Annotated in this window: 19 protein-coding genes; 16 read left to right on the top strand and 3 right to left on the bottom strand. The window is 72.7% G+C overall.

The annotated features are described in order from the left end of the window. The first annotated feature begins 5 nt into the window (after positions 1 to 5). The 12 genes from ABC138_RS09225 (at position 6) to ABC138_RS09280 (ending at position 16,816) form a co-directional block, all read left to right on the top strand. Positions 6 to 836, top strand: coding sequence for a PP2C family serine/threonine-protein phosphatase (locus ABC138_RS09225; RefSeq protein ID WP_245634837.1), 831 nt, complete (start codon positions 6 to 8; stop codon positions 834 to 836). A 2-nt stretch (positions 837 to 838) separates the two neighbouring features. Continuing rightward, positions 839 to 2,647: an FHA domain-containing protein gene (locus ABC138_RS09230; RefSeq protein ID WP_345913462.1), complete on the top strand. Its 1,809-nt coding sequence runs from the start codon at positions 839 to 841 to the stop codon at positions 2,645 to 2,647. 7 nt (positions 2,648 to 2,654) lie between these two features. Continuing rightward, entirely contained in the window at positions 2,655 to 4,283 is a 1,629-nt protein-coding gene (locus ABC138_RS09235; RefSeq protein ID WP_345913463.1) for a serine/threonine-protein kinase, read from the top strand. Beyond that, positions 4,283 to 4,765, top strand: coding sequence for a hypothetical protein (locus tag ABC138_RS09240; protein WP_345913465.1), 483 nt, complete (start codon positions 4,283 to 4,285; stop codon positions 4,763 to 4,765). The genes ABC138_RS09235 and ABC138_RS09240 overlap by 1 nt, the downstream gene beginning before the upstream one ends. Beyond that, positions 4,762 to 5,478, top strand: a complete 717-nt coding sequence (locus tag ABC138_RS09245) for a hypothetical protein (RefSeq protein WP_338539107.1) — start codon at positions 4,762 to 4,764, stop codon at positions 5,476 to 5,478. Before ABC138_RS09240 ends, ABC138_RS09245 begins: the two co-directional genes overlap by 4 nt. A 6-nt stretch (positions 5,479 to 5,484) precedes the next feature. After that, the gene (locus tag ABC138_RS09250) at positions 5,485 to 6,849 is read left to right on the top strand and encodes a hypothetical protein (protein ID WP_345913467.1); all 1,365 of its coding nucleotides are present in this window, start codon (positions 5,485 to 5,487) and stop codon (positions 6,847 to 6,849) included. A 13-nt stretch (positions 6,850 to 6,862) separates the two neighbouring features. Beyond that, positions 6,863 to 7,831: a MoxR family ATPase gene (locus ABC138_RS09255; RefSeq protein WP_068327711.1), complete on the top strand. Its 969-nt coding sequence runs from the start codon at positions 6,863 to 6,865 to the stop codon at positions 7,829 to 7,831. Positions 7,832 to 7,850: 19 nt separating this feature from the next. Further along, positions 7,851 to 9,266 carry a DUF58 domain-containing protein gene (locus tag ABC138_RS09260; protein WP_169702015.1) on the top strand — a complete coding sequence of 472 codons (1,416 nt, stop codon included), beginning with the start codon at positions 7,851 to 7,853 and terminating at the stop codon, positions 9,264 to 9,266. Between the two features lie 19 nt (positions 9,267 to 9,285). Beyond that, positions 9,286 to 11,679: a transglutaminaseTgpA domain-containing protein gene (locus ABC138_RS09265; RefSeq protein WP_338539110.1), complete on the top strand. Its 2,394-nt coding sequence runs from the start codon at positions 9,286 to 9,288 to the stop codon at positions 11,677 to 11,679. 5 nt (positions 11,680 to 11,684) lie between these two features. Continuing rightward, complete coding sequence (locus ABC138_RS09270; RefSeq protein ID WP_345913469.1) at positions 11,685 to 16,085, top strand: FtsK/SpoIIIE domain-containing protein; 4,401 nt, start codon at positions 11,685 to 11,687, stop codon at positions 16,083 to 16,085. Positions 16,086 to 16,207: 122 nt separating this feature from the next. Continuing rightward, entirely contained in the window at positions 16,208 to 16,486 is a 279-nt protein-coding gene (locus tag ABC138_RS09275) for a hypothetical protein (protein WP_169702017.1), read from the top strand. A gap of 48 nt (positions 16,487 to 16,534) precedes the next feature. Beyond that, positions 16,535 to 16,816 (top strand): WXG100 family type VII secretion target, encoded by a 282-nt coding sequence (locus tag ABC138_RS09280; RefSeq protein ID WP_068327729.1) that lies wholly within the window; start codon positions 16,535 to 16,537, stop codon positions 16,814 to 16,816. Positions 16,817 to 16,892: 76 nt separating this feature from the next. Here the strand turns inward: ABC138_RS09280 and ABC138_RS09285 are convergent, their stop codons facing one another. The 3 genes from ABC138_RS09285 to ABC138_RS09295 are packed head-to-tail and all read right to left on the bottom strand — an operon-like array spanning position 16,893 to position 18,859. Beyond that, positions 16,893 to 17,111 (bottom strand): biotin/lipoyl-binding carrier protein, encoded by a 219-nt coding sequence (locus tag ABC138_RS09285; RefSeq protein WP_068327732.1) that lies wholly within the window; start codon positions 17,109 to 17,111, stop codon positions 16,893 to 16,895. Positions 17,112 to 17,159: 48 nt separating this feature from the next. After that, a complete protein-coding gene (locus tag ABC138_RS09290; protein WP_068425903.1) occupies positions 17,160 to 18,254 on the bottom strand; it encodes an inositol-3-phosphate synthase in 1,095 nt (364 codons plus the stop codon). Beyond that, positions 18,251 to 18,859 (bottom strand): PadR family transcriptional regulator, encoded by a 609-nt coding sequence (locus ABC138_RS09295; protein ID WP_245634838.1) that lies wholly within the window; start codon positions 18,857 to 18,859, stop codon positions 18,251 to 18,253. Before ABC138_RS09295 ends, ABC138_RS09290 begins: the two co-directional genes overlap by 4 nt. A gap of 165 nt (positions 18,860 to 19,024) precedes the next feature. Here ABC138_RS09295 and ABC138_RS09300 point away from each other — a divergent pair, with 165 nt between their 5' ends. The 4 genes from ABC138_RS09300 (at position 19,025) to ABC138_RS09315 (ending at position 23,884) form a co-directional block, all read left to right on the top strand. Then, positions 19,025 to 21,406, top strand: a complete 2,382-nt coding sequence (locus tag ABC138_RS09300; RefSeq protein ID WP_345913471.1) for a transglycosylase domain-containing protein — start codon at positions 19,025 to 19,027, stop codon at positions 21,404 to 21,406. Further along, positions 21,407 to 22,738 (top strand): hypothetical protein, encoded by a 1,332-nt coding sequence (locus tag ABC138_RS09305; protein ID WP_345913472.1) that lies wholly within the window; start codon positions 21,407 to 21,409, stop codon positions 22,736 to 22,738. A gap of 168 nt (positions 22,739 to 22,906) precedes the next feature. Next, positions 22,907 to 23,194, top strand: coding sequence for a 30S ribosomal protein S6 (gene rpsF, locus ABC138_RS09310; protein ID WP_068327747.1), 288 nt, complete (start codon positions 22,907 to 22,909; stop codon positions 23,192 to 23,194). Between the two features lie 75 nt (positions 23,195 to 23,269). Then, positions 23,270 to 23,884, top strand: a complete 615-nt coding sequence (locus ABC138_RS09315) for a single-stranded DNA-binding protein (RefSeq protein ID WP_068327750.1) — start codon at positions 23,270 to 23,272, stop codon at positions 23,882 to 23,884. Positions 23,885 to 23,888 lie beyond the last annotated feature (4 nt).

Genomic DNA, 23,888 nt, shown 5'->3' on the forward strand with positions numbered 1-23,888 from the left:
CCGCCGTGGCCGACCCCGACCAGATCCCCCGACTCGTGCTGCGCGTCGGCGCCGCCACCGACACCGGGCGCGTGCGTGAGCACAACGAGGACTCCGCGCTTGCCGAGGGCGGCATCTTCGTCGTGGCCGACGGCATGGGCGGGCACGCCGCGGGAGAGGTCGCGAGCGGCATCGTCGTGGAGACGATGCGGGAGCTCGTGGCCGTCCGGGACCTCACCTCCGACGACGTCGGCAAGCAGCTGCTCGCCGCCAACCAGCGGATCCTCGACGCCGTCGCCGCCCACCCCGACCAGCGGGGCATGGGCACGACCGCGACCGGCATCGCGCTCGTCACGGCCGGCGGAGCCGACCACTGGGCCGTCTTCAACGTCGGCGACTCGCGCGTCTACCGGCACATCAACGGGACGCTCACGCAGGTCACCGTCGACCACTCGGAGGTCCAGGAGCTCGTCGACGCGGGAGTCATCACGGCCGCGGAGGCGCGGGTCCACCCCTCGCGCAATGTCGTCACCCGATCGCTCGGCACCGACTACGCCTACCAGTCCGACATCTGGGTGCTGCCGCCGTACGCGGGGGAGCGCTTCGTCATCTGCAGCGACGGTCTGACCAACGAGATCGACGACGAGCGGCTGCATGAGATCCTGCAGGCCCACGGTGATCCGCAGGTCGCCGCCGAGGAGCTCGTCCGCGCGGCCGTGGAGGCCGGCGGGCGTGACAATGTGACGGTCGTCGTCGTCAACCTCGACGGCGACGTGGGCGACGACCTGTCGGAGACGAGTCCGCGGGAGTCGGGGGAGGTCACCTCGCCCCGGGGCGGCCTGGACGAGAAGGAGTGACCATGCGCACGAGGATCGAGGGCCACGCCGACTGGGTCGAGGTCACCCGTGACGGGCTGACCGTGCTCGCGAAGGGCGACCCGGACCTCGCCGCGCGCCTCACCACGGCGCTCGACTCCGCCGAGGAGGGCGAGGAGCTCGCCGACGTCGTCACCGACGAGCTGAGCGCGGACGGCGTGCGCCGTGCGCCGGACTTCGCCCTGGTCGACACGGCCGCCGGTCGCGTCCTCGTGCGCGGCACCGCCGTGGTCCGTCTCGTCGACGGCGAAGGGGGGACCCGCGAGGTCCTCGCGCCCCGCCGTGGGCCGTGGGCCGACGAGGACCTCGACGAGGCCGCCGAGGTGGTGCTCGTGACCGGCGAGGCCGAGCCGGCTGCCGAGCCCGAGCAGCAACCCGAGCCCGAGCCCGATCCCGAGGCGCCGGCTGCGCCCGCGACGCCCCCGGCGGCGGGCGGCTGGGCCGTCCCGTCGGTCTTCGGTGCGCCCGCGGCCGAGCGCCCCGCCCTGAGCGTCGTGCCCGACCCGGCCCAGCCGATCGAGGAGGGCCGGGTCGTCGAGACCCCGGCCCCGCAGGGCCAGGACCTCGTCGACGAGGACGTGGCCGGCGAGGACGTGGCCGGCGAGGGCGAGGCCGACGAGGGCGAGGACGAGGAGCTGCCGAGCTTCGACTTCCTCTTCGGCAACACCAGCCACCACCGCAGCTCGCTGGTCTCCGCCCTCGAGGACCACGAGCACCAGGAGCAGATCGACTCAGGTCCGGTCGCCGCCGCCGGGGGCTTCCAGCCGTCGCAGGACCGGGCGGGCGCCACCCTCGCGCCGCCCTCGGACGACGAGGAGCACGCGTCCGTCGACCCGGCCCCGTCCGGTCCGAGCCTCGGCGCCCTGCCGGGCGGCCTGCCGCCGATGCCCGGCAGCGTGCCCGCGGCCGACCCGGAGCAGGCACCGGCGGCGCCCTCGATGCCGGGTCCCTCGTACTCCACCCCGCCCGCCGACGGCCCTGCCCTGCGGGTGCAGGCCGCCCGCGACGACGCCCCCGGTCACGAGCCGGGAGGCGGGCGACCGCAGTTCGCCGACGGCCACCTCGTCGGCTCGCGCGTGCTGCGTGCGGTGCCCGACGAGGCGGGTGCCGGAGCGGGCACCGGCGGGGAGCCCCCTTCGTCCGCGGACCAGGACCCCGGGATCATCTCCGCCGTGCCGTGGGGCCCGGGTGCGCCCGTCGGGCCGTCGATCGGAGGCCTCCCGGGGCTGCCCGGCGGCCTGCCCGGCCTGCCGGTGCAGGACCTCGGCCCGGCCCAGCCGGTGGACGACCGCGAGGAGCCCGCCGCGGACACCGGGGAGGTCCCGGCCGGCCCGATGGTGCTCGCGGTGCGGTGCAGCGTCGGCCACCACAACCCCCCGCACGCGACCCGGTGCCGGGTGTGCGGCCAGGACCTGCCGACCCAGCAGCCCGAGCAGACCCCGCGCCCCGCGCTCGGCCTGCTCCGCCTGTCCACGGGCGACGTCGTCACCCTCGACCGAGGGGTCCTCATCGGCCGTGCGCCCCGCGCGGCCACCGGGGCCAGCGGGGCGCGCGCACCGCACCTCGTGCGCATCTCCAGCCCCGACAACGAGATCTCGCGCAACCACGTCGAGATCGTGCTCGACGGGTGGCACGTCCTCGTGCGCGACCTGGGCTCCACCAACGGCACGACCGTCGCGCTGCCCGGGTCATCGCCCGTGCGGGTGCGGCCCGGTGACCAGCAGACGATCGAGCCCGGCACGACGATCACCCTCGCCGACCAGGTCTCGATGGTCTTCGAGGTCACGGGATGATGCCTGAGTGAGCACCACCCTCCCTCCCGACCTCGATGGTCTCGACTACGTCCAACCGCTCGGCTCCGGTGGCTACGCCGACGTCTTCCTCTACGAGCAGCAGATGCCGCGGATGAAGGTCGCGGTCAAGGTGCTGAGGACCGAGGGGCTCACGCCGGCGATCAAGCAGCAGTTCATCGACGAGGCCAACACCATGGCCCAGCTCGCCGACCACCCCTACATCGTCCAGGTCTTCCGGTCGGGCACGAGCGAGGACGGTCGTCCCTTCCTCGTCATGAAGTACTACCCGCCGCCCAACCTCGCCCAGCGGGCGCGGACGGCGCGCTTCTCCGTCGAGGAGGTGCTGCGCACCGGCATCCAGCTCTCGAGCGCCGTCGAGACCGCCCACCGTGCCGGCGTCATCCACCGCGACATCAAGCCCGCCAACGTGCTCGTCAGCCAGTACGGCTCGCCGGGCCTGACCGACTTCGGCATCGCCGGCCGCGGCGGGGCGCTCGAGGAGCTCGACGACGACGTCGGCGTCTCGATCCCGTGGGCGCCGCCCGAGGTGCTCTTCGGCCAGAGCAACGGCGACGCCCGCGCCGACGTCTACGCGCTCTCGGCGACGCTGTGGCAGCTGCTCGTCGGCCGGTCCCCCTTCGAGGTGCCGGGGGGCGACAACTCCGCGTACGCGCTCATGCCGCGCATCCGCTCCAACCCGCCGCCGAGCACCGGCCGCGCGGACGTGCCGCAGTCGCTGGAGCGGTTGCTCGCCCAGGCGATGAGCAAGAACCCGCTCGCCCGCCCCGCCAGCGCCATCGAGTTCGCGCGCAGCCTGCAGGCCATCGAGCAGGACGAGCGCTTCTCCCGCACCGCCATCGTCGTGCTCGACGAGCTCGGCCACACCGGCGACTCGAGGTCGCTGCCCGCCCACACCCAGGACCGCACGCGGCTGCGCGCGAACTCCGGCCCGGCCTCCGGCTCCGGCCCGCGCCCGACCACGGGCGCCCCGCCGCCACCCCTCGGCCAGCCCGTCATCGGCGGCCAGCTGAGCGGCGGTCGGGGGATCGGTGCCGCCGGAGCCGTCCCCATCGCGCAAGGGATCTCTGCCCGGACCGCCACCGGCCCCTCGGGCCCGCCACCGCCGCAGTCGACCGGTCCGCGCCCGCCGCAGGCCTCCGGGCCCCGACTGCCGCAGGCCTCCGGGCCCCGGCCGAGCGCCGCGCCCTCGACGACCAGGCGCACCTGGTGGCCGATCGCGGCCGGCATCGCCGGCATCCTGCTCGTCGTCGCCGTGGTCGGTGTCGCCCTCTCCCTCGACGGCGGCAGCGGCTCGGCGGCGACCTCGAGCGGTGGGAGCGGCGCCGGCCTCGCGGCACCGACCTTCACGAGCAAGGTCGTGGGCACCTCGGCGCAGTACACGATCACCTCGGACGCCTACCAGGACGGCGACTACTACCAGATCAGCTCCACGCCCGTCGCCGAGGAGCTCTCGCGGGTCACCCCCTCCGGCGTCAAGGTCGACCCGGAGACCAGGACGGGGACCTTCGAGCAGGAGTTCGGCAGCGCGACGCGACTGTGCGCCCACGTGCGCATCCAGCGCGGCGACCAGTACGGGCCGTGGAGCGAGACGAAGTGCATGGACAAGGAGGGCTGATGAGCCACCACGTGCCGCCGACCCGCCAGCACCCCGCCCCGCCGGAGCCGCCGCGCCGGGGGATCGAGGTGGGGCTCCTCCCCTTCGTCGCGAGCATCATCGGGATCCTCCTCGTCGCCGGGATCATCGGCGGGGTGCTGTGGGCCACCCGCGACGGTGCCGACCCCGTCGCGACCACGCACACCGACCCGACGCAGCCCGGCGGGGCACTCTCCGGGCGCCCCACGCTGCAGGTCGAGCCGGACGGCACGACACTGGTGTGGACCATGGACTTCGAGGGGCTGCAGGAGGGGGACGTCTTCATGCTCTCCACCGGCCCCGACCCCGACGCGGTGACCGGGGAACCGGTACGCGTCGACGGCACGACCCTCGAGCAGGGCGTCTCGCCGGGCGAGCAGCGGTGTGGGATGGTCCAGGTCGTGCGAGGCTCCCAACGATCCGGGTGGTCCGACGTCCAGTGCGAGAGGGTGGGACAGCAATGAGTGACAGCGTGGTGACGGTCGACTTCTGCGGTGAGCTGCACGAGGCACCGACGGAGGGCACGCTCACCATCGGGCGCGAGGGGGACGTCGAGATCGACGACAACCCCTTCCTCCACCGGCACTTCCTCCAGATCAGCCACGAGGGCGGCTGGTGGTGGCTGACCAACATCGGCTCCACCCTCACGGCGACCGTCGCCGACAAGAAGGGCCTCTTCCAGGCCTGGCTCAACCCCGGCGCGCGCATCCCGCTCGCCTTCGAGAAGGTCACCGTGTGGTTCACGGCCGGCCCGACGACGTACGACTTCGACGTCCTCGTCGGCAACCCGAGCTTCACCTCCGTCGACCACGAGGTGCTGCTGCCGCAGCAGGGCGGCGAGACCACCGTCGGGCGCGTCGCCTTCACCCCCGACCAGAAGCTGCTCGTCGTCGCCCTGTGCGAGGACTTCCTGCGCCGCGCGGGCGCGGGGCAGGGCGCCATCCCGAGCTCGGCCGTGGCCGCGCAGCGGCTCGGCTGGAAGGTCACGAAGTTCAACCGCAAGCTCGACAACGTCTGCCAGAAGCTCGCCGACGCGGGGATCCGCGGGCTCCACGGCGGACCGGGCAGGCTCGCGAGCAACCGCAAGTCGCGGCTCGTCGAGCACGCGCTGTCGACGCGCATGGTGACCGAGGACGACCTCGTGCTGCTGGACGACCCGGAGAGCATCGAGGCCTGAGCCCGGATGACCGAGCAGGGGGCAAGAGCGGCCGAGGGGACTGCCGGGAGCGAGCCACGTCGTCGAGCGACGTGGCTGCGCGTCGTCTCCGGCGGCGTCGTCGCGCTCGCGCTCGCCGTCGCCGGGATCTTCGCCCTGCGGGCCGAGGGCCGCCCCGTGCACGACGTGGCCCTCACCGACGGCAGCGTCTGGGTCTCCGGCGGCACGACGGGGTACTGGGGCCGGGTCAACACCGGGGCCCACAGCCTCGACCTCATCCTCCACGGCGCGGGGGAGAAGGACGCCGAGGACCTGCGCCCGGACATCCTCCAGGACGGGCGCAACGCGGTCGGCATCACCGGGGACCGCCGCCTCGTCGCCGTCGACTCGCGCACCGGCGAGCCCCTGGAGGGAGAGGTCCAGCTGCCGCAGCCGCACTACCCGTCCGGGACCCCCTTCGAGCGTCCCGACCTCGTCGCCCTGCAGGGCAACACGATCGCGGCCGTCGACCACGACACCGGCCGCATCTGGGCCAAGCGGCTCGACCCCAAGGGCGGCACCCCGATCACCGACCTGCTCGAGACGGGCCTCGTCGACACCGTCGGCCCCGGGGCCGCGATCACCGTCTCCGTGGACGGCGACATCATGGCCGTCTCGGCGGAGAGCGGCACGGTCGTCGAGATCCCGGCGAAGGGGGAGGGCTTCGGCCCCCCGAGGCGCGCCGACGCCGGCTTCTCCGGCAGCCGGGCCGCGGACATCACCGCGGTCGGCGACACCTGGGTCGTCCTCGACCTCGAGACCGGCCGGATCCACGCCGAGGGCCTGCCCGAGCCGCAGTCCCTGCCCGACGGCACCCAGGAGACGCCGGGTGTCACCCTGTCGCTGGCGCTGCTCCAGCAGGCCGGGCCCGAGGCCGATGTCGTCGCCTACCAGACGATCGATGACGCCGGCCTCGTGCCGATCCGTGACGACCTCGACCAGGTGCCCCAGGACCAGGTCGTGTCGGGCATCGACCAGAAGCGCACGCGGGACCGCTTCCAGAAGATCTCCCGTCCCGCGATCAACGGCGACTGCCTCTACGCCGCCTGGGGGGACCGCAGCACCATCCGGTGGGGTCGCTCCTGCGGCGGCAGGGCGGAGGGCACCTCGGCGCTGGAGCTCGTCGGCAACACCACCCGCAGGGAGGGCGTCGTCTTCCGGACCAACCGGGGGCAGATCCTCCTCAACGACCTCGACACGGGGCGGGTCTTCGACATCGCCCTCACCGGGGACGTGCGCATCGACACCTGGCCCGGCGGCGCCCCGCGCAGCGAGCCGGAGCGGTGGATCTCCCCGGTGCAGCGGGACCGCCCGACGCCGCCCACGACCACCTCGACAACGAAGACCGGATGAGGAAGCAGGACAGATGAGCATCTCCCAGGAGCAGGCCGGTTGGTTCAACCAGGCCTTCCAGCAGATGGTCGGCAACATCGACCAGGTCATCCTCGGCAAGCAGCACGTGGTGCGGCTGGCTCTCACCTGCCTGCTCTCCGAGGGACACCTCCTGCTCGAGGACTACCCGGGCACCGGCAAGACCCAGCTCGCCCGCGCGCTCGCCGCGACCGTGCAGGGCAGCAGCAGCCGCATCCAGTTCACCCCCGACCTGCTGCCGAGCGATGTCACGGGCGTGACGATCTACGACGAGCGCACCAAGACCTTCGACTTCCACCGGGGCCCGGTCTTCGCGACCATCGTGCTCGCGGACGAGATCAACCGGGCCTCGCCCAAGACGCAGTCCGCGCTCCTGGAGGTCATGGAGGAGGGGCGGGTCACCGTCGACGGCACGACCCACGACGTCGGGCGGCCCTTCATGGTCGTCGCGACGCAGAACCCCATCGAGCAGGCCGGCACCTACCGCCTGCCGGAGGCCCAGCTCGACCGCTTCCTCATGAAGACCTCGATCGGCTACCCCGACCACGAGGCCACCGTCGCCGTCCTGTCCGACGCGGCCCGCCGCGACCGCACGAAGGGTCTGCGGCCCGTCGTCACCGCGCAGGTCGTGAGCGACATGGCCGGGCTCGCCGACCAGGTCCACGTCGACGCCGCGATCCTCGCCTACGTCTCGCGCCTCGCCGAGGAGTCGCGCCGGCACTCCGACGTGCGCCTCGGGCTGTCCGTCCGCGGCTGCCTCGCCTTCGTCCGTTGCGCCAAGACCTGGGCGGTGTCCCAGGGGCGTGCCCACGTCGTGCCCGACGACATCAAGGCGCTCGCCGAGCCGGTGATGAGCCACCGGCTCCTGCTCACCGCCGAGGCCGAGTTCGCCGGGGTCCGCACGAGCGACGTCATCGGCCGCATCCTCGGCGAGGTCGCCCCGCCGACCGAGCGGGTCGCCTGACCGCGAGGACGAGCCGACGATGACGACAGGACTGCCCACACCCCCGCCGGAGCGCCCCCGCGGGCGCGGCCGCGTGGGCGCCTCCACGGCCGCACCCGACGTCCCGTCGAGCGACGCGCGGCTGGAGCGGATGGCGCAGGCCAGCCAGCAGCGGGCGTCCGGCAACCGTCGGACCGTCACCCTGCCCGGCGCCGCCGTCCTCGAGGCGTCGAAGGGAGCCACCCGCGCCGTGCGCAGGGGGGCCCACGCGAGCGACGAGCGGCTGCGCCGCCGGTGGTTCGGCGGCCGGCTTGACTGGGTGACCTCGCTCGGCTGGAGCCTCCTGGGCGTCGGCGTGCTGCTCGGGGTGCTCGCCGTGCTGCTCGGCTGGGTCGAGCTGGCGATCATGGCGGTCACCGCCCTCGTGCTCGTCGCGCTCGGTGTCCTGGTCTCCCTCGGCCGGCACCGTGCGGACGTCGACCTGGTCGTCGAGCCGCTGCGGGCGGAGATCGGTGACCTCGCCCAGGGCCACGTCGTCCTGACCAATGCGTCGAGGCGCACGATGCTCCCTTCGCTCGTGCGCCTGCCGGTCGGGGACGCCGAAGAGGTCATCGCGGTTCCGTTGCTGCGCAAGGGCGCCCAGCACCGGATCTCCTTCCCGATCGGCACGCCGAGGCGCGGCGTCATCCCGGTCGGCCCCCCGACGACGGTCGTCGGTGACCCGCTCGGCATCACCCGTCGCACGGCGACCTTCGGCGGGCAGCAGCTCATGCATGTGCACCCGCGGCACGTCGCGCTCGAGTCCGGCGCCCACGGCCTGCTGCGTGACCTCGAGGGCGAGGTGACGCCCGAGCTGTCGATGGCCGACATCTCCTTCCACGCGCTGCGCGAGTACGAGCCCGGCGACGACCGGCGCTACGTGCACTGGCGCTCCTCGGCCAAGCACGGCCGCCTCCTCGTGCGGCAGTTCCAGGAGACGCGGCGCTCGCACCTCGGCGTCGTCGTCGACCCCGACCCGGCGATGTACCCGGGGGGCGAAGGGGACGTGGAGACCGCCATCGCCGTCGCGGCGTCGCTCATGGTCGCCTCGATCAAGGACGAGCAGGAGGCCACGGTCGTGTGCAAGGACGCCTTCGCCACCCGCACGACCGTGCCGCTCGTGCTCGACACCCTGACGACGGCGGGCACGGGGCGCACCGACCTCGTGCGCTCGGCCCGCGCGGTCGTGACCGCCGCGCCGGACTCCTCGGTCGCGGTCCTGTGCACCGGGCCCGGCCGCGCCTTCCTCGAGATCCAGCAGTGCCTCGGCGAGTTCGAGACCGAGGTGCACAAGGTGGCGGTCGTCGTCGACCCCCGCGCCCGGACCGGCCTGCGGCGCGTGCGCGGCCTGAGCATCGTGACGATCACGGACCTCGCCGACCTCGCGCGCGTGCGCGCGGGTCTGGTGCCCGCATGAGCCACGAGGGGAGCACGCGATGAGCCTCGTCGGCGCACCCCGGCCGGGGATGATCAAGCCCGAGCTCACCGGGCGGGACAAGGTCCGCGCGACGCTCGGCCGGATGCGCCCGGGGACCGGGCACTGGGTCGACATCGTCTTCACCGTGGCGGTCGTGGCCTGTGCGCTCGTCGGGCTGCGGACCGCGCTCTTCGGCTGGGAGGCCTGGCGGGCCGCGGCGGTCGGCATCGTCCTCGGCCTCGTCGTGGGGCACGTCCAGGGCACCTACCGCTGGCCGCTCGTGGCGATCACCGCCCTCGGGGCCGTGCTCCACCTGCTCCTCGGCGGTCCGCTCGCGGTCCGCGACGACGTGAGGTGGGGCTTCCTGCCCGTGGGGCAGACCTTCAAGGACCTCGTCGCCGGTCCGGTCACGGGCTGGATGGACCTGCTGACGCTCGTGCCCCCGGTCGACGCCCGGGGCCGCTTCCTGGCGATCCCCCTCTTCCTCGCGCTCGTGGGGACCGCGGTGACCTACGCGACCGCCCGCGTCACCCGGTCGCGGCTGCGGCTCGTCCTGCCCCCCTTCGCCCTGCTGGCGGTGACCATCGCGCTCGGCACCCAGGAGCCGGCCGCCCGCTGGGTGCAGGGTCTGCTGCTCGGCACCCTCCTCATCGCCTGGCTCGTCGTGCGCGACCACCTCGACCCCGGCGTCGGCATCGCCCGTCCCGGCACCCGGCGACCGGCCCCGTCGCGGGTCCTCTCCGGGCTGCTGCTCCTCGGCGTCGCGACCCTCGTCGGGGGCCTGCTCGGGCCGCACCTGCCCGGGGTCGAGAGCGACCGTCGGGTCGCGCGCACGGGGGTCGTCCCGGGGCACGACACCAATGTCCTGGCCTCGCCGCTCGGCCGCTACCGCGAGTTCACCGAGTCCAGCCCGAGCGGGCTCTACGACAAGGAGCTCATGCGGGTCGACGGGGTCCCGCCGACCACCCCGATGCGGCTCGCGACGCTCGACACCTGGGACGGCTCGACGTGGGGCATCGCCGGTCGTGGCGACTCCCGGGCCGACGCCGGCCGCTCCTTCCAGCAGTTCGGCCGGCGCGTCGGGGTGCTCGAGAGCAGCGACCCGAGCCGGGTCACGGTGACGATCCCCGAGGGCGGCTACTCGGGGTCCTGGGTGCTCACGACCGGTCGGGTCGAGGGCATCGAGTTCACGGGTGACGCGAGGGAGCGCCTCGACGAGAGCGTCTGGCTCAACCTGAGCACCAACACCGTCCTCGCCCCGCCCGAGCTGCGTCCCGGCGACGTCTACGAGCTGCGCACCGAGCTGCCCCCGCCGGGCGAGGGCGCACTGCCGGAGCAGCTGCCGGTGGCGCGGGGGAGCATGCCGATCCCGGGCGACACCTCCTTCGTCGACGGTCGGATCAACGCGTGGAAGGGGGAGGCGCGCGACCCGTGGGGCCAGTTCCGTGCGATCGCGACCACGATGCGCGAGCAGGGCACCTACACCGACGGCAGCCCGTCCACCGGTCGGCGCTCGCCGACCGAGGCCGAGCGCAGTGCCGCCGCCACCGACGTGCAGCGCTTCCCCGCAGGGCACGGCCTGGGCGTGCTCGACCGCTTCCTCAACTCGCAGCCGCTCGCCGGCAACGACGAGCAGTACGCGTCGACCCTCGGGCTCATCGGCAACCGGCTGGGCATCCCGACCCGGGTGGTCGTCGGCGCCACCGCGACCGACGACGGGATCGTCCGCGGGCGCGACATCCACGCCTGGGTCGAGGTGCAGCAGGCCGACGGCAGCTGGTTCCAGGTGCTCCCGCAGACCTTCGTCCCGACCGGGGGGACGCCGGCCGGCACCGAGCCGCAGCCCTGGACGCCGACCGAGACCGAGCCGCCCCCGCCCCCGCCGGCGGAGCCGCCGCCCCCGCCCGCGGAGGTGGTCGACTGGTCGGCCCCCTCGACGTGGCCGCTGTGGGCCCAGCTGCTCGCCGTCTTCGGGGCGCTGCCGCTGCTCCTGCTGGCGCTCACCCCCTTCGTCACGATGCTGCGGCGGGCCCTGCGGCTGCGCGGGGGCACCCCCGACCGCCGGGTCGGTCGCGCGTGGAACGACCTCGTCGAGGAGGCCCGCGCCCTCGGCCTGGTGCTCCCCGCCGGCGGGACCCGCCTCGAGCAGGCGGTCGCGCTCGGACCGGCCGTCGACGCCGTCCCCGCGGCGATGCGGGCCGACGCGATCGTCTTCGGCGAGGCCCCGCCCCACCCGGCCGCCGTCGCCGACTGGCAGCGCGAGCTGCGTCAGGTCCGTCGCCGGCTGCGCCGCCGGGCCCCCGTCGGCAGGCGCCTGCGTGCGACCTTCGACCCCCGGCCGCTCTTCTCCCACCAGGAGGACATCGGCCTGCACGACTCCACCACCGCCCCCGCCCGGAAGGCGCTCCGATGAAGCTGATGTTCACCCTCCGAGGCTCCGGCAACGAGGACACCGACCTCGTCGCCACGGTCGACGGACGCACGACGGTCGGTGACCTCGCGGAGCACCTCGTCCTCGCCGACCCCGAGCGCCAGCGCAGCGGCAGCCACTACGACCGCTCCGACCTCGGCGAGCACACCCTCGCCCTCGTCGACGAGAACCACCGCGCCGTCGACCCCAACACCACGGTCCAGGAGTCCGGCCTGCGCTCCGGTGCCCACCTCGCGGTGACCCGGCGCTCCTCGGGCTACAAGGACACCGCCGCGCCCGTCGCCGTGGCCCGGGTCGTCGCCGGGCCCGACGCCGGCCGGGAGTACGCGCTGCAGCGGGGCACCTCCCACGTCGGCCGCGGCCGTGACTGCGAGGTGCAGATCAACGACGCGTCGGTCTCCCGCCGGCACGCCAAGCTGCTCGTGGCCGACGTCGTCGAGGTGACCGACCTCGGCAGCTCCAACGGCGTCGTCGTGGGCGACGAGCAGGTCGACCGGGCGATCCTGCGCGAGGGCGAGACCTTCACGATCGGCGACACGACCTTCGAGATCTCGGCCAGGACCCGTGCCGCGGGGGTGACGACGACCGAGGCGGGAGACATGGCCTTCACCCGCTCGCCGCGGATCGCGCCCGTCTACCAGGGGCTGCAGTTCGAGGTGCCCGAGCTCCCGGAGCGCGGCAAGCCCCAGCGGATGCCGCTCGCGATGATGCTCGTGCCGATCTTCATGGGCGCGACGCTCTTCGCCATCACGCGCTCGCGCTTCACCATCATGTTCATGCTCATGATGCCGATGATGATGCTCGCCAACGCGTGGGAGTCGCGGCGTCGGGTCCGGCTGGACTTCGAGGAGGCGATGGCGGACTTCCGCGAGGACGTCGGCTACCTCGTCGAGGACATCGAGGTCGAGCTGGACCGCGAGCACGACATCCGGCGCCAGGAGCACCCGGCGGTCTCGGAGTTCGCCCGGGCCGTCGCCGTGCACCACCCGCTCATGTGGACCCGCCGCCCGGGGGAGCCGGGCTTCCTCGAGTACCGCCTCGGCCTGGGGGTGCGGCCGAGCCGCAGCGAGATCAAGCTGCCCAAGATGGGCCGCACCCGCGCCGAGGCCTGGCTCGAGGTCTCCAAGCTCATGCAGGGCCTCGGGGTCGTCGCCGACGTGCCGGTCACCGCCCACCCGCTCCTCGACGGCGCGATCGGTGTCTCCGGTCCGCGCGACGCGGCCCTGGGCCTGGCCCGCTCCCTCGTCGCCCAGACGATCGCCGCGCACTCGCCCGCCGAGGTCGTCCTGTGCGCCCTGGCGTCGACGACGTCCGGGCGCGACTGGGACTGGCTGAAGTGGACGCCGCACACCTCGTCGCCGCAGAGCCCGCTGGACGTGCAGCACACGGCGAGCTCCGGGCCGGGCTGCTCGGCGATGATGGAGCAGCTCGAGACGCTCGTCAGCACGCGCGCTGCGCAGGGGGAGAAGGCGAGAAAGGCCCCGGCCGTCGTCGTGCTCGTCGAGAACGACGCCCCCGTCGAGCGGGCGCGGCTCGTGCAGCTCGCCGAGGCCGGGTGGCGGGAGGCCGTCGTCGTCATCTGGGTCGCCCCCGTGACCGAGCAGCTGCCCGCGGCGTGCCGCACCTTCGTCGAGGTCTCCGAGACCGGTGCCTGCCAGGTCGGCTGGGTCGGCCCGGCACAGGTCGCGACCGATGTCTCCGCCGACCTGCTCCCGGCGAGCGACGCAGCGACGACGGCGCGCCGGCTCGCCCCGATCACCGACTCGAGCGCCCTCTCCCAGGACGACTCCGACATCCCGCGCTCGGTCTCCTACCTCGCGCTCGTCGGCACCGAGCTGGCCACCTCCGAGACGGCCGTCATCGAGCGGTGGAACGAGAACCGCTCCATCCTCACCGGCCGCCATGCCCCCCCGACCCCGAGCCGCCGGCCCGGCTCCCTTCGCGCCGTCATCGGCCAGTCCGCTATGGGCACGTACAGCATCGACCTGCGTTCCGACGGGCCGCACGCGCTCGTCGGCGGCACCACCGGCGCCGGCAAGTCCGAGCTGCTGCAGGCGTGGATCCTCGGCATGGCCACGGCCAACAGCCCGCAGCGGGTGACCTTCCTGCTCGTCGACTACAAGGGCGGCTCGGCCTTCCGTGACTGCGTCCAGCTGCCGCACACCGTCGGCATGGTCACCGACCTCTCGCCGCACCTCGTGCGCCGCGCGCTGGCCTCGCTGTCGGCCGAGCTGCACTACCGCGAGCACCTGCTGGCGCGCTTCAAGGCCAAGGACCTCGTCGAGCTGGAGCGGCGCGGCGAGGTCGAGGCACCGCCGAGCCTGATCATCATCGTCGACGAGTTCGCCGCCCTCGTCCAGGAGGTCCCCGACTTCGTCGACGGGGTCGTCAACATCGCCCAGCGGGGTCGCTCGCTCGGGATCCACCTGATCCTCGCGACGCAGCGTCCGGCGGGTGTCATCAAGGACAACCTGCGCGCCAACACCAACCTGCGCATGGCGCTGCGCATGGCCGACGAGGCCGACTCGAGCGATGTCCTCGGGACCAAGGACGCCGCCTGGTTCGACCCGGCCCTGCCCGGCCGCGCGATGGCCAAGTCCGGCCCGGGCCGGCTGGTGCCCTTCCAGACCGGGTACGCCGGTGGGTGGACGAGCGACACCCCCCCGCCGCCGGACATGCTCGTCTCGACGCTCGCCTTCGGCGCACCGGTGACCTGGGAGCTGCCCGCCAAGCCGAAGGGGGACGAGGACCCCGACCTCGGGCCCACCGACATCCAGCGCGTCGTCGAGACCGTCGAGCGGGCGCGGGTCGAGTCCGAGATCCCCCTCCCGCGCAAGCCCTGGCTGCCCGAGCTCGGCGAGGTGTACGACCTGGCCAAGCTCCCGACCGAGCGTCGCGACGACGAGCTCGTCATCGGTGTCGCCGACGACCCCGACCGGCAGGCGCAGCCGACGATCAGCTTCCGCCCCGACGCCGAGGGCAACCTCGCCGTCTACGGCGCCTCGGGTGCGGGCAAGAGCTCCTTCCTGCGGACGATCGCCATCACCGCGGGGTTCACCGTGCGCGGCGGCCCCTGCCACGTCTACGGGCTCGACTTCGGCAACCGCGGCCTGTCGATGCTCGAGGACCTGCCGCACGTCGGCAGCATCATCTCGGGCCAGGACGAGGAGCGGGTCAAGCGGCTCATCACGATGCTCCGCGAGACCATCGACGAGCGGGCGATCCGCTACTCCAGGAGCAGCGCCACGACGATCACGCAGTACCGCAGGCTCACCGGCGACACCGACGAGCCGCGCATCTTCGTGCTCGTCGACGGCCTGACCGCCTTCCGCAACGCCTACGAGTCCTCCGGTGCCCTCATGAGGTGGCTCGACGCCTTCACCGCGCTGCTCGGGGACGGCCGCCCCGTGGGGGTGCACTTCGTGCTCTCCGTCGACGCGCGCAACGGCCTGCCGGTGTCGATGGGCTCGTCGGTGCAGTCCCGCTTCGCGCTGCGCATGGCCACGGACGAGGACTACGGGTTCCTCGGTGTGCCCTCGGACGTGCTGACGCCCGAGTCGCCCCCGGGGCGGGGCATCTTCAAGAAGCGCGAGGTCCAGGTGGCCGTGCTCGGCGGGAGCCAGGACGCGTCCGAGCAGTCGCGCATGGTGCGCGGCTTCGCCGAGACGATGGCCAAGTCCGGACGGACGCCGGCACCGCCGATCGCGTCGCTGCCCGAGGTCGTCCCCGCGAGCGACCTGCCGGCGGAGGTCGGCGGCCTGCCGGTGATCGGCATGGACTCCGACGAGCTGGCCCCGGTCGCCTTCGACCCCAGGGGTGGCTTCGTCGTCACCGGCCCGCCCGGCAGCGGCCGGACGACGACGGTCGCGGCGATGGTGCGGGCGGTCAAGCGCTGGAACCCCGCGGCCCAGGCGCACCTCATCACCGCGCGGCGCAACTCCGAGCTGCTGGACATGCCCGAGTTCGACACGACGGCCACACGCGAGGAGGCGGTCAAGGAGCTGTGCGCCCGGCTCAAGGAACGGGCGCTCGACGAGTCCTCGCCGCTGCAGGTGCTCGTGCTCGAGAAGGTCGACGACCTCAACGCGCCGCCCTTCCAGGCCCCGGTGCAGGACGTCGTCAAGCCGCTCGTCGACAACGACCACTTCGTCATCGGGGAGGCGGACCCCCAGGCCTTCAGCTCGAGCATGGGCATGTCGGGGATCATCAAGTCCTCGCGTTCGGGCATGGCCCTGGCCCCGGACGGGTCCGAGGGGACGATGGTCTTCAAGACCAACTTCCCGCCGCTCGCGCGTGTCGTCATGCCCGAGGGCCGGGGCGTGCTCGTCCGTCGCGGACGCGCCGCCATCGTCCAGGTCGCCCTGCAGGAGCCCGCCTGGCGGCGATGAGCCGGGGGAGTTCTCCCCATGTACCGCGGCGCGGTTCCTTCCCTAGTGTTGGCAGCAGTCGGGCAGGGACACGGCCCGCGAACCACCACAGACCACGCACCACCCGATCGCAGGAGGACAACATGGCTTGGCTCGGTATGAACCTCGACACCGTCAAGGGCGAGCTCCCGAAGTGGGTTCAGCTCAAGGAAGACCTCAACAACGTCATCACCTCGGTCAACACCCAGGTCAACGAGGCCGACCAGAACTGGAACGGCCCGGACTCCGAGCAGTTCGTCACCGAGTGGGAGAGCAACCACCGTCCCAACCTGGAGAAGATCGTCGGTCTCCTCGAGGCGCTGGAGCAGCAGCTCAACCGGGACATCGCGGGCCAGGAGTCGGCCTCCAACGAGTACGCCTGACCCACCCGAGCACACCCCCCACACACCACGACTTGAAGGAGAACTGACATGGCCATGGATCACGCGATGGACGTCGAGCGGATCAGGGACATCGCCGCGAAGCTGAAGACGGAGGCCGGCAAGGTCAACGAGATCATCAGCAACGGCACCACCCAAGCCGGCACGCTGGCGGAGAACTGGCTCGGCCACGACTCCGACCAGTTCGGCCAGGACTGGCAGGACGCCGCGCGGCAGCTGCAGAACGCCCAGCAGTCGCTCGAGGAGTACTCGCAGAAGGCGAACAACAACGCGGACCGCCAGGACGACAAGTCCAAGTCCGTGGGCGCCTGATCGCCGTAACGCGCACGCAAGGGGGCGGGCCCGACCACGCGGTCGGACCCGCCCCCTTCGTCATGCCCGGACGAGCTCAGTCGTCGATGACGACGAGGACCTCGCCCTCCTGGACGACGTCCCCCGGGGAGACCTTGACCTCCAGGACGCGGCCGGAGCGGTCGGACAGCACGGGGATCTCCATCTTCATCGACTCGAGGAGCACGAGCTCGTCGCCCACCGCGACGACCTGGTCGGCCGCGACCTGTACGGCGAGGACGTTGGCGACCAGCTCTGACTCGACTCTGTGACCCATGCCACCGAGGTTAGTGGAGCGGTCGGCCGGCAGGTACCCGGGTCCGGATCAGCGCTCCTCGGTGCCTGCGATGAAGGCCTCGAGCTTGACGCGGCCCTCGGTGTCCTCGCGCTGCTCCGGCGGGGACTTCATGAGATAGCTGCTCGCGGAGAGCAGGGCGCCCCCGATGCCACGGTCCTTGGCGATCTTGGCCGCGCGGATGGCGTCGATGATGATGCCGGCGCTGTTCGGCGAGTCCCAGACCTCGAGCTTGTACTCGAGGTTGAGCGGGACGTCGCCGAAGGCGCGGCCCTCGAGGCGCACGTACGCCCACTTGCGGTCGTCGAGCCACGCGACGTAGTCGGACGGGCCGATGTGGACGTTGCGGTCGTCCGCACCGACGCCGGCCAGCGGGCCGTCGAGGTTGGAGGTCACGGCCTGCGTCTTGGAGATCTTCTTCGACTCCAGGCGCTCGCGCTCGAGCATGTTCTTGAAGTCCATGTTGCCGCCGACGTTGAGCTGGTAGGTGCGGTCGAGGACCACGCCGCGCTGCTCGAAGAGCTTGGCCATGACGCGGTGCGTGATCGTCGCGCCGACCTGGCTCTTGATGTCGTCGCCGATGATCGGGACGCCGGCGTCCTCGAACTTCTTGGCCCACTCGGGGTCGGAGGCGATGAAGACGGGCAGGGCGTTGACGAAGGCGACACCCGCATCGATCGCGCACTGCGCGTAGAACTTGTCGGCCTCCTCCGAGCCCACGGGCAGGTAGCTGACGAGGACGTCGACCTCGGCGTCCTTGAGCGCCTGGACGACGTCGACCGGCTCGGCGGGGGACTCGTCGATGGTCAGGGCGTAGTACTTGCCGATGCCGTCGAGGGTCGGGCCGCGCTGGACCGTGACGCCGGACGTCGGGACGTCGGCGATCTTGATCGTGTTGTTCTCCGAGGAGTTGATCGCCTCGGAGAGGTCCTTGCCGACCTTCTTGTCGTCGACGTCGAAGGCGGCGACGAACTGGACGTCGGAGACGTGGTAATCGCCGAACTTCACGTGCATGAGACCGGGGACGGTGCCCTGCGGGTCGGCGTCCTTGTAGTACTCGACACCCTGGACGAGCGAGCTCGCGCAGTTGCCGACGCCGACGATGGCGACGCGGATGGCGGTCATGGGTTCTCCTTGGTGGGGGGCGGGTTGAAGGCGGGGTGGGTCGGGTCGCTCAGGGAGCCGGGGCGCACCAGGGGCGTGCGGCGCTCGGCGTCGAGGAGGTCGTCGAGCCAGCGCAGCGCGCGCTCGACGGCGTCCTCGTCATGGGCACGAAGGGCGGCGGTCCAGCGGTCCCCGCGGCTCGGGCCCTCGGCGCCGCGCATCGCGGCGAGCTGCTCGGCGAGGCGCGCCCGGCGGCCCTCGAGGATGCGCACGCGCACCTCGCGCTCGGTGCGGGCGAAGAAGGCGACGCGCACGTCGAAGGCCTCGTCGGCCCAGCTGCCGGGGTCGGTGCGGCCGGCGAGCGCGGCGAAGGCCTCGCGCCCGGCGTCGGTGATCGTGTAGGTGATCCGCTGCCGACGGCTGCTGGTGGCGCGGGGCTCGTCGCGGTCGACGCTCACGAGGCCCTGGCCCTGCAGGCTGGCCAGGCACGGGTAGAGGGTGCCGAAGGACAGGGCGCGGAAGGCGCCGAGGCCGGTGTTGAGCCGCCGGCGCAGCTCGTACCCGTGCAGGGGGCTCTCGTGGAGGAGGCCGAGCACGGCGAACTCGAGCATCTCCCTGCGGCGCACGTTCCCTCCCTTCGTCCCTGATCTCCGTGCACCGCTCGGTGGGTGGTGCACGGAGATCGTACTCGATGTATCGGGGAGATACATCGAGTTTCGTCGTGACGCGCCGTGAGCAGCAGCCATACTGGTGGCGCGTCTCCCCCCGCTCCCGCAGTACACGAGGTCCCCATGTCCAACTCCCCCCGTACCCGCGCCGAGGTCCGCCGCCGGCGCTCGTCGACCGCGCGTGGCGGCGGCCCACGACGACGAGGCCGCGCGCTCCTGCACAAGGTGCTCCTGGGCCTCGCGGCCCTCGTCGCCCTCGGGATCGTCGCCGTCGTCATCGCGTACCTCATGACCGACATCCCCAAGCCGAACGACCGCGCGGTCGCCCAGGCCTCGGTCATCTACTACTCCGACGGCACGACGGAGATGGACCGGATCGCCACCGTCAACCGCGAGGCCGTCGAGCTCGACGCGGTCCCCGACGACGTGCAGCACGCGTTCATCGCCGCCGAGGACCGCTCCTTCTACGACAACCGGGGCATCTCGCCCAAGGGCATCTTCCGCGCGGTGAGCGGGGCCCTGGCCGGGGAGGACCGCGGTGGCGGCTCGACGATCACCCAGCAGTACGTGAAGAACTACTTCCTCACCCAGGACCAGACGATCGAGCGCAAGGCGCGCGAGATCCTCATCTCGGTGAAGATCGACGGCGAGCTGAGCAAGGACGAGATCCTGGCCAACTACCTCAACACGATCTACTTCGGCCGCGGGGCCGACGGGATCCAGACCGCCTCGCAGGCCTACTTCGGCAAGGACGTCGAGGACCTCTCGGCCTCCGAGGGCGCCCTGCTGGCCAGCGTCATCCGCGGTCCCTCGCTCTACGACCCCTCGCTCGGGCAGGAGCAGACCACCCTGGCGAAGGGGAGGTGGGCCTACGTCCTCGACGGCATGGTCGAGAAGGGCTGGATGACGCCCGCCGAGCGCGCGAAGCAGAAGTTCCCGAAGGTCAAGGCGCCCAAGCGCTCCCAGTCGCCCTCGAGCGACATCGGTTTCATCACCGAGGAGGTGCGCACCGAGCTGCGCAGCAAGCTCGAGCTCTCCGACGCCGACATCGACCGGGGCGGGTTCAAGATCGTCACGACGATCGACAAGAAGGCGCAGCGCGCCGCCCGTGAAGCGGTCGAGGACAACCGGCCGACCGGCGAGCGGACCTCCGACCTGCACATCGGCCTCGCGGCCATCCAGCCGGGCGACGGCGCGGTCCGCGCGATGTACGGCGGCTCCCGCTTCGGCAAGGGCCGCTACGGCTACTTCAACTCCGCCGTCGACGGCAAGATGCAGGCCGGCTCGACGATGAAGCCCTTCACGATGATCGCCGCCCTGCGCAAGGGGATCCCGCTCTACACGACGTACAGCGGGGCGAGCCCGTACTACGACAAGGCGTTCATCTACGACGGCAAGGACGCGACCGCGATCCAACGCGCCGGGGGTGTCGTCAACTACGGCAACACGTCGTACGGACCGGTCAACATGCGCACCGCGACGCAGAAGTCGGTCAACACGTACTACGCCCAGCTCAACCTCGCCGCCGGGGCGAGGTCGACGGCCGAGTCGGCCAAGGACTCCGGCGTCGTCGCGTGGAACGGTGACAAGCGCACCGGGATCTCCACCGGGCCGGGCAATGTCTTCGGCACGGACGCCGTGCGGGTCATCGACATGGCCAACGCCTACGCGACCATCGCGGCCGAGGGACGACGGGCCACCCCGTACTACATCTCCTCGGTGAAGAGCACCGGCGAGTACGAGCTGGACTACAAGGTCAAGAAGGACGTGCGCCGCGCCTTCCCGCAGGACGTCGCCCGCGACGCGATCCAGGCGATGAGCCAGGTGGGCCAGCCCGGGGGCACCGGGTACCCGACGGTGGCCGACCTGGGCCGCCCGGTGGGGGGCAAGACCGGCACGACGTCCAACAACTACGCCGCCTGGTTCGACGGCTTCACCCCGGGGCAGCTGGCCACTGCCGTCGGCATGTACAAGGGCGACGGGCGGCTCGTCGACAAGAACCAGCTGGTGAACCTCGGCGGGTACGGCGAGATCACCGGCGGCACGGTCCCGGCCCGCATGTGGACCGACTTCATGATCGGCGCCCTCGAGGGCGAGCCGGTCAGGAAGCTGCCACCGCCGGGCAACGTCAAGTACCGGCCGCAGACCGACGGGCCCACCGACGCGCCGCCGCCGATCACGACGACGACGCAGGCCCCGGAGCCCGTGCCGACGACGACCTCCCAGACGCCGCGCACCACCACGACGACGACCACGTCGACGCCGTCCTCGACGAGCACGAGCTCCTCCTCCTCGTCCAGCACCTCCTCGAGCACGACGACGAGCACCACCCCGCCGCCACCGACGACGACCTCCACGCCGCCGCCGCCGCCGCCGACGACGACCTCCACGCCGCCGCCGCCACCGCCACCGCCGCCGACGACCACGACGACGCCGACGACCACGTCGCTGCCGACCATCCCGCGGCCCACGGGTGGTGGCCGCGGGACGGAGCAGGGGGAGTAGGTGCCCCGCGAGTCGACCCCGCGGGACCTGCTGCCCGAGGACGCGAGCGAGCTGCTCGGCGGGCCCATGGGTCGCCGGGTCGCTGCGCGGCAGCTCGCACTGGGACGGGTGCTGCCGTTGGTCGCGGCGCTGAGCATGGTCCCGCTCGCCGGGGCCGTGCTGCGCCAAGGCCACTGCATCGGCACCGGCTGGAACGGTGACGACCAGTTCTGGCGCGGGTGCTTCTCCGACCTGCCGGCGCAGTACCAGCTCGGCGGGCTCGAACGGGGCATCGGCGGGTGGCTCGCCGGCGAGATCCGCCTCGAGCAGATGCCGCTCCTGTCCGGGCTGATGTCCCTCGTCGGCGGGCTCATCCCCGACACCGGGGGCTGGCTGACCGACACCCGCTGGTACCTGACGACCTGGACGCTGCTCATCGCGATCTGCCTCGTCGTCGCCGTGTGGTGCCTCGGGCGGATGCGCCCCCAGCGCCTCGACCTGGCGACCCAGCTGGCCCTCTCGCCGGTCCACGTCGTCGCGGCGCTGCTCTCGCCGGACATGGTCGTCGTCACCCTCGTGCTGGCCGCGATCCTCGCCGACTGGACGCGGCGCCCCGTCCTCGCGGGCGTCCTCCTGGGCGTGGCCCTGCTCGGGCACGCCTGGGTCGGCATGGTCGCCGTCGCGCTGGTCGTCGCCGCGCGCCGCGTCGGGCACGTCGAGGACGCCGTGCGCACCGTCGCGGTGGCGCTCGGCACCGCCCTGGCCGTCGGTCTCGTCCTCGCGCTCGCCTCCCCGGAGATCGCCACCGGACCGCTGCGCGCGTGGTGGGGCGGCAAGCCCGGCTACGGCTCGGTCCTGATGATCCCCGAGCTCGCGGGCCACCCCCTGCCGAGCCGGGTCGCGCCCCTCTTCGCCCTCGTCGGCTGGGCCGCGGCGACCTGGGCGGGTGTGCTCATGGCCCGCCGCGCCTGGCGACCGGCGACGTGGGCGCAGGTCGCCGCCTTCACGGTCCCGCTCGTGGCGCTCACCGGAGCCTCGGTGCCGGTGCAGGCGGCCTTGTGGGTGCTGCCGCTGGCGATCCTCGCGGGCGTCTCGTGGCGCACCCACCTCGGCTTCGTCGCCGTCGAGGCGGTCCACGCCACCGCGCTGTGGCTGCACATCGGTGCGGCGTCCGACCCGGACACGGGCCTGCCCGCACCGTGGTACGCCGTCATCGTCCTCGGCCGGGCGATGGCGTGGGGCTTCCTGCTGTGGAGCGTCTGGTACACGCCGGTCGACAACCCGGCGCCCTCCCTTCGTCCCCAGACCCCGACGGTCGACGACGAGCGTCCACAGGAGCCGGTCACCGTCTGAGCGGCCCGTCGCCCGGGTGCACGCTTTGGTGCGAAGGGAGTGCAGCCGATACCCTCGGGTGTCTCCCGTGTCGTCGTCGTCCTGACGGCGTGCCCGGGGACCGATGCACAAACCCTCCTGTCACGGAGAGACCGTGACCGCACAGACCGAAGGAGGCGGGTTATCAGCATGCGTCAGTACGAGCTCATGGTCATCTTCGACCCCGAGACCGACGAGCGGGCCGTCCAGCCGCTGTTCGACAAGTTCCTCACCGTCGTCACCAAGGACGGCGGCAGCGTGGACAAGATCGACCACTGGGGCCGTCGTCGTCTCGCTTACGAGATCAACAAGAAGGCAGAGGGCCTCTACGCCGTCGCCAACCTGACCTGCACGCCGGCGACGAGCAAGGAGCTCGACCGCCAGCTGGGTCTCTCCGAGCAGGTCCTGCGGACCAAGCTCATGCGCATCGAGGCCTGAGACAGCCTCGACCCCCGGTCCGTCGGTGCATGCCGACGGACTCACCTGAGACGATCACCGATCGAGAAGGAAACCATGGCAGGCGAGACCCCCATCACCGTTATCGGCAACCTCACGGCTGACCCGGAGCTCCGGTTCACCCCGAGTGGCGCCGCAGTGGCCAACTTCACCGTTGCCTCGACCCCCCGCACGTTCGATCGCCAGACGAACGAGTGGAAGGACGCGGAGACGCTCTTCATGCGCTGCTCCGTGTGGCGCGAGGCCGCCGAGAACGTTGCGGAGTCCCTGACCCGTGGCACCCGGGTCGTCGTGACCGGTCGCCTGATCTCCCGCTCGTGGGAGGACAAGGAGACCGGCCAGAAGCGCTCCGTCATGGAGATGCAGGTCGACGAGGTCGGCCCGTCGCTGCGCTACGCCACCGCCAAGGTGACGAAGACCCAGCGCGGCGGTGGCGGCGGCCAGGGCGGCGGCGGTTCCTGGGGCGGCGGTGGCCAGCAGGGTGGTTCCGGCGGCGGCTTCGGCGGCCAGCAGGAGGACCCGTGGGCGACCGGCGGCCAGCAGGGGGGCGCCCCGCAGGGTGGCGGCTTCGGCGGCCAGCAGGCTCCCGCCCAGGGTGGCGCCCCGCAGGGCGGCGGCCAGGGTGGCGGTGGCTGGGGCAACGCGCCCAGCTACGACGAGCCCCCCTTCTGATCGA

It is taken from the genome of Janibacter sp. LM (assembly GCF_039631275.1).
Taxonomy (GTDB): Bacteria; Actinomycetota; Actinomycetes; order Actinomycetales; family Dermatophilaceae; genus Janibacter; species Janibacter terrae.

Excerpts from the sequence above, each read along its gene's own strand:
- ABC138_RS09260 (WP_169702015.1), top strand. The coding sequence starts at position 7,851 with ATGACGACAGGACTGCCCACACCCCCGCCGGAGCGCCCCCGCGGGCGC.
- ABC138_RS09315 (WP_068327750.1), top strand. The coding sequence starts at position 23,270 with ATGGCAGGCGAGACCCCCATCACCGTTATCGGCAACCTCACGGCTGAC.
- ABC138_RS09250 (WP_345913467.1), top strand. The coding sequence starts at position 5,485 with ATGACCGAGCAGGGGGCAAGAGCGGCCGAGGGGACTGCCGGGAGCGAG.
- ABC138_RS09275 (WP_169702017.1), top strand. The coding sequence starts at position 16,208 with ATGGCTTGGCTCGGTATGAACCTCGACACCGTCAAGGGCGAGCTCCCG.
- ABC138_RS09230 (WP_345913462.1), top strand. The coding sequence starts at position 839 with ATGCGCACGAGGATCGAGGGCCACGCCGACTGGGTCGAGGTCACCCGT.
- ABC138_RS09240 (WP_345913465.1), top strand. The coding sequence starts at position 4,283 with ATGAGCCACCACGTGCCGCCGACCCGCCAGCACCCCGCCCCGCCGGAG.
- ABC138_RS09280 (WP_068327729.1), top strand. The coding sequence starts at position 16,535 with ATGGCCATGGATCACGCGATGGACGTCGAGCGGATCAGGGACATCGCC.
- ABC138_RS09265 (WP_338539110.1), top strand. The coding sequence starts at position 9,286 with ATGAGCCTCGTCGGCGCACCCCGGCCGGGGATGATCAAGCCCGAGCTC.
- rpsF (WP_068327747.1), top strand. The coding sequence starts at position 22,907 with ATGCGTCAGTACGAGCTCATGGTCATCTTCGACCCCGAGACCGACGAG.
- ABC138_RS09290 (WP_068425903.1), bottom strand. The coding sequence starts at position 18,254 with ATGACCGCCATCCGCGTCGCCATCGTCGGCGTCGGCAACTGCGCGAGC.
- ABC138_RS09285 (WP_068327732.1), bottom strand. The coding sequence starts at position 17,111 with ATGGGTCACAGAGTCGAGTCAGAGCTGGTCGCCAACGTCCTCGCCGTA.
- ABC138_RS09300 (WP_345913471.1), top strand. The coding sequence starts at position 19,025 with ATGTCCAACTCCCCCCGTACCCGCGCCGAGGTCCGCCGCCGGCGCTCG.
- ABC138_RS09270 (WP_345913469.1), top strand. The coding sequence starts at position 11,685 with ATGTTCACCCTCCGAGGCTCCGGCAACGAGGACACCGACCTCGTCGCC.
- ABC138_RS09255 (WP_068327711.1), top strand. The coding sequence starts at position 6,863 with ATGAGCATCTCCCAGGAGCAGGCCGGTTGGTTCAACCAGGCCTTCCAG.
- ABC138_RS09245 (WP_338539107.1), top strand. The coding sequence starts at position 4,762 with ATGAGTGACAGCGTGGTGACGGTCGACTTCTGCGGTGAGCTGCACGAG.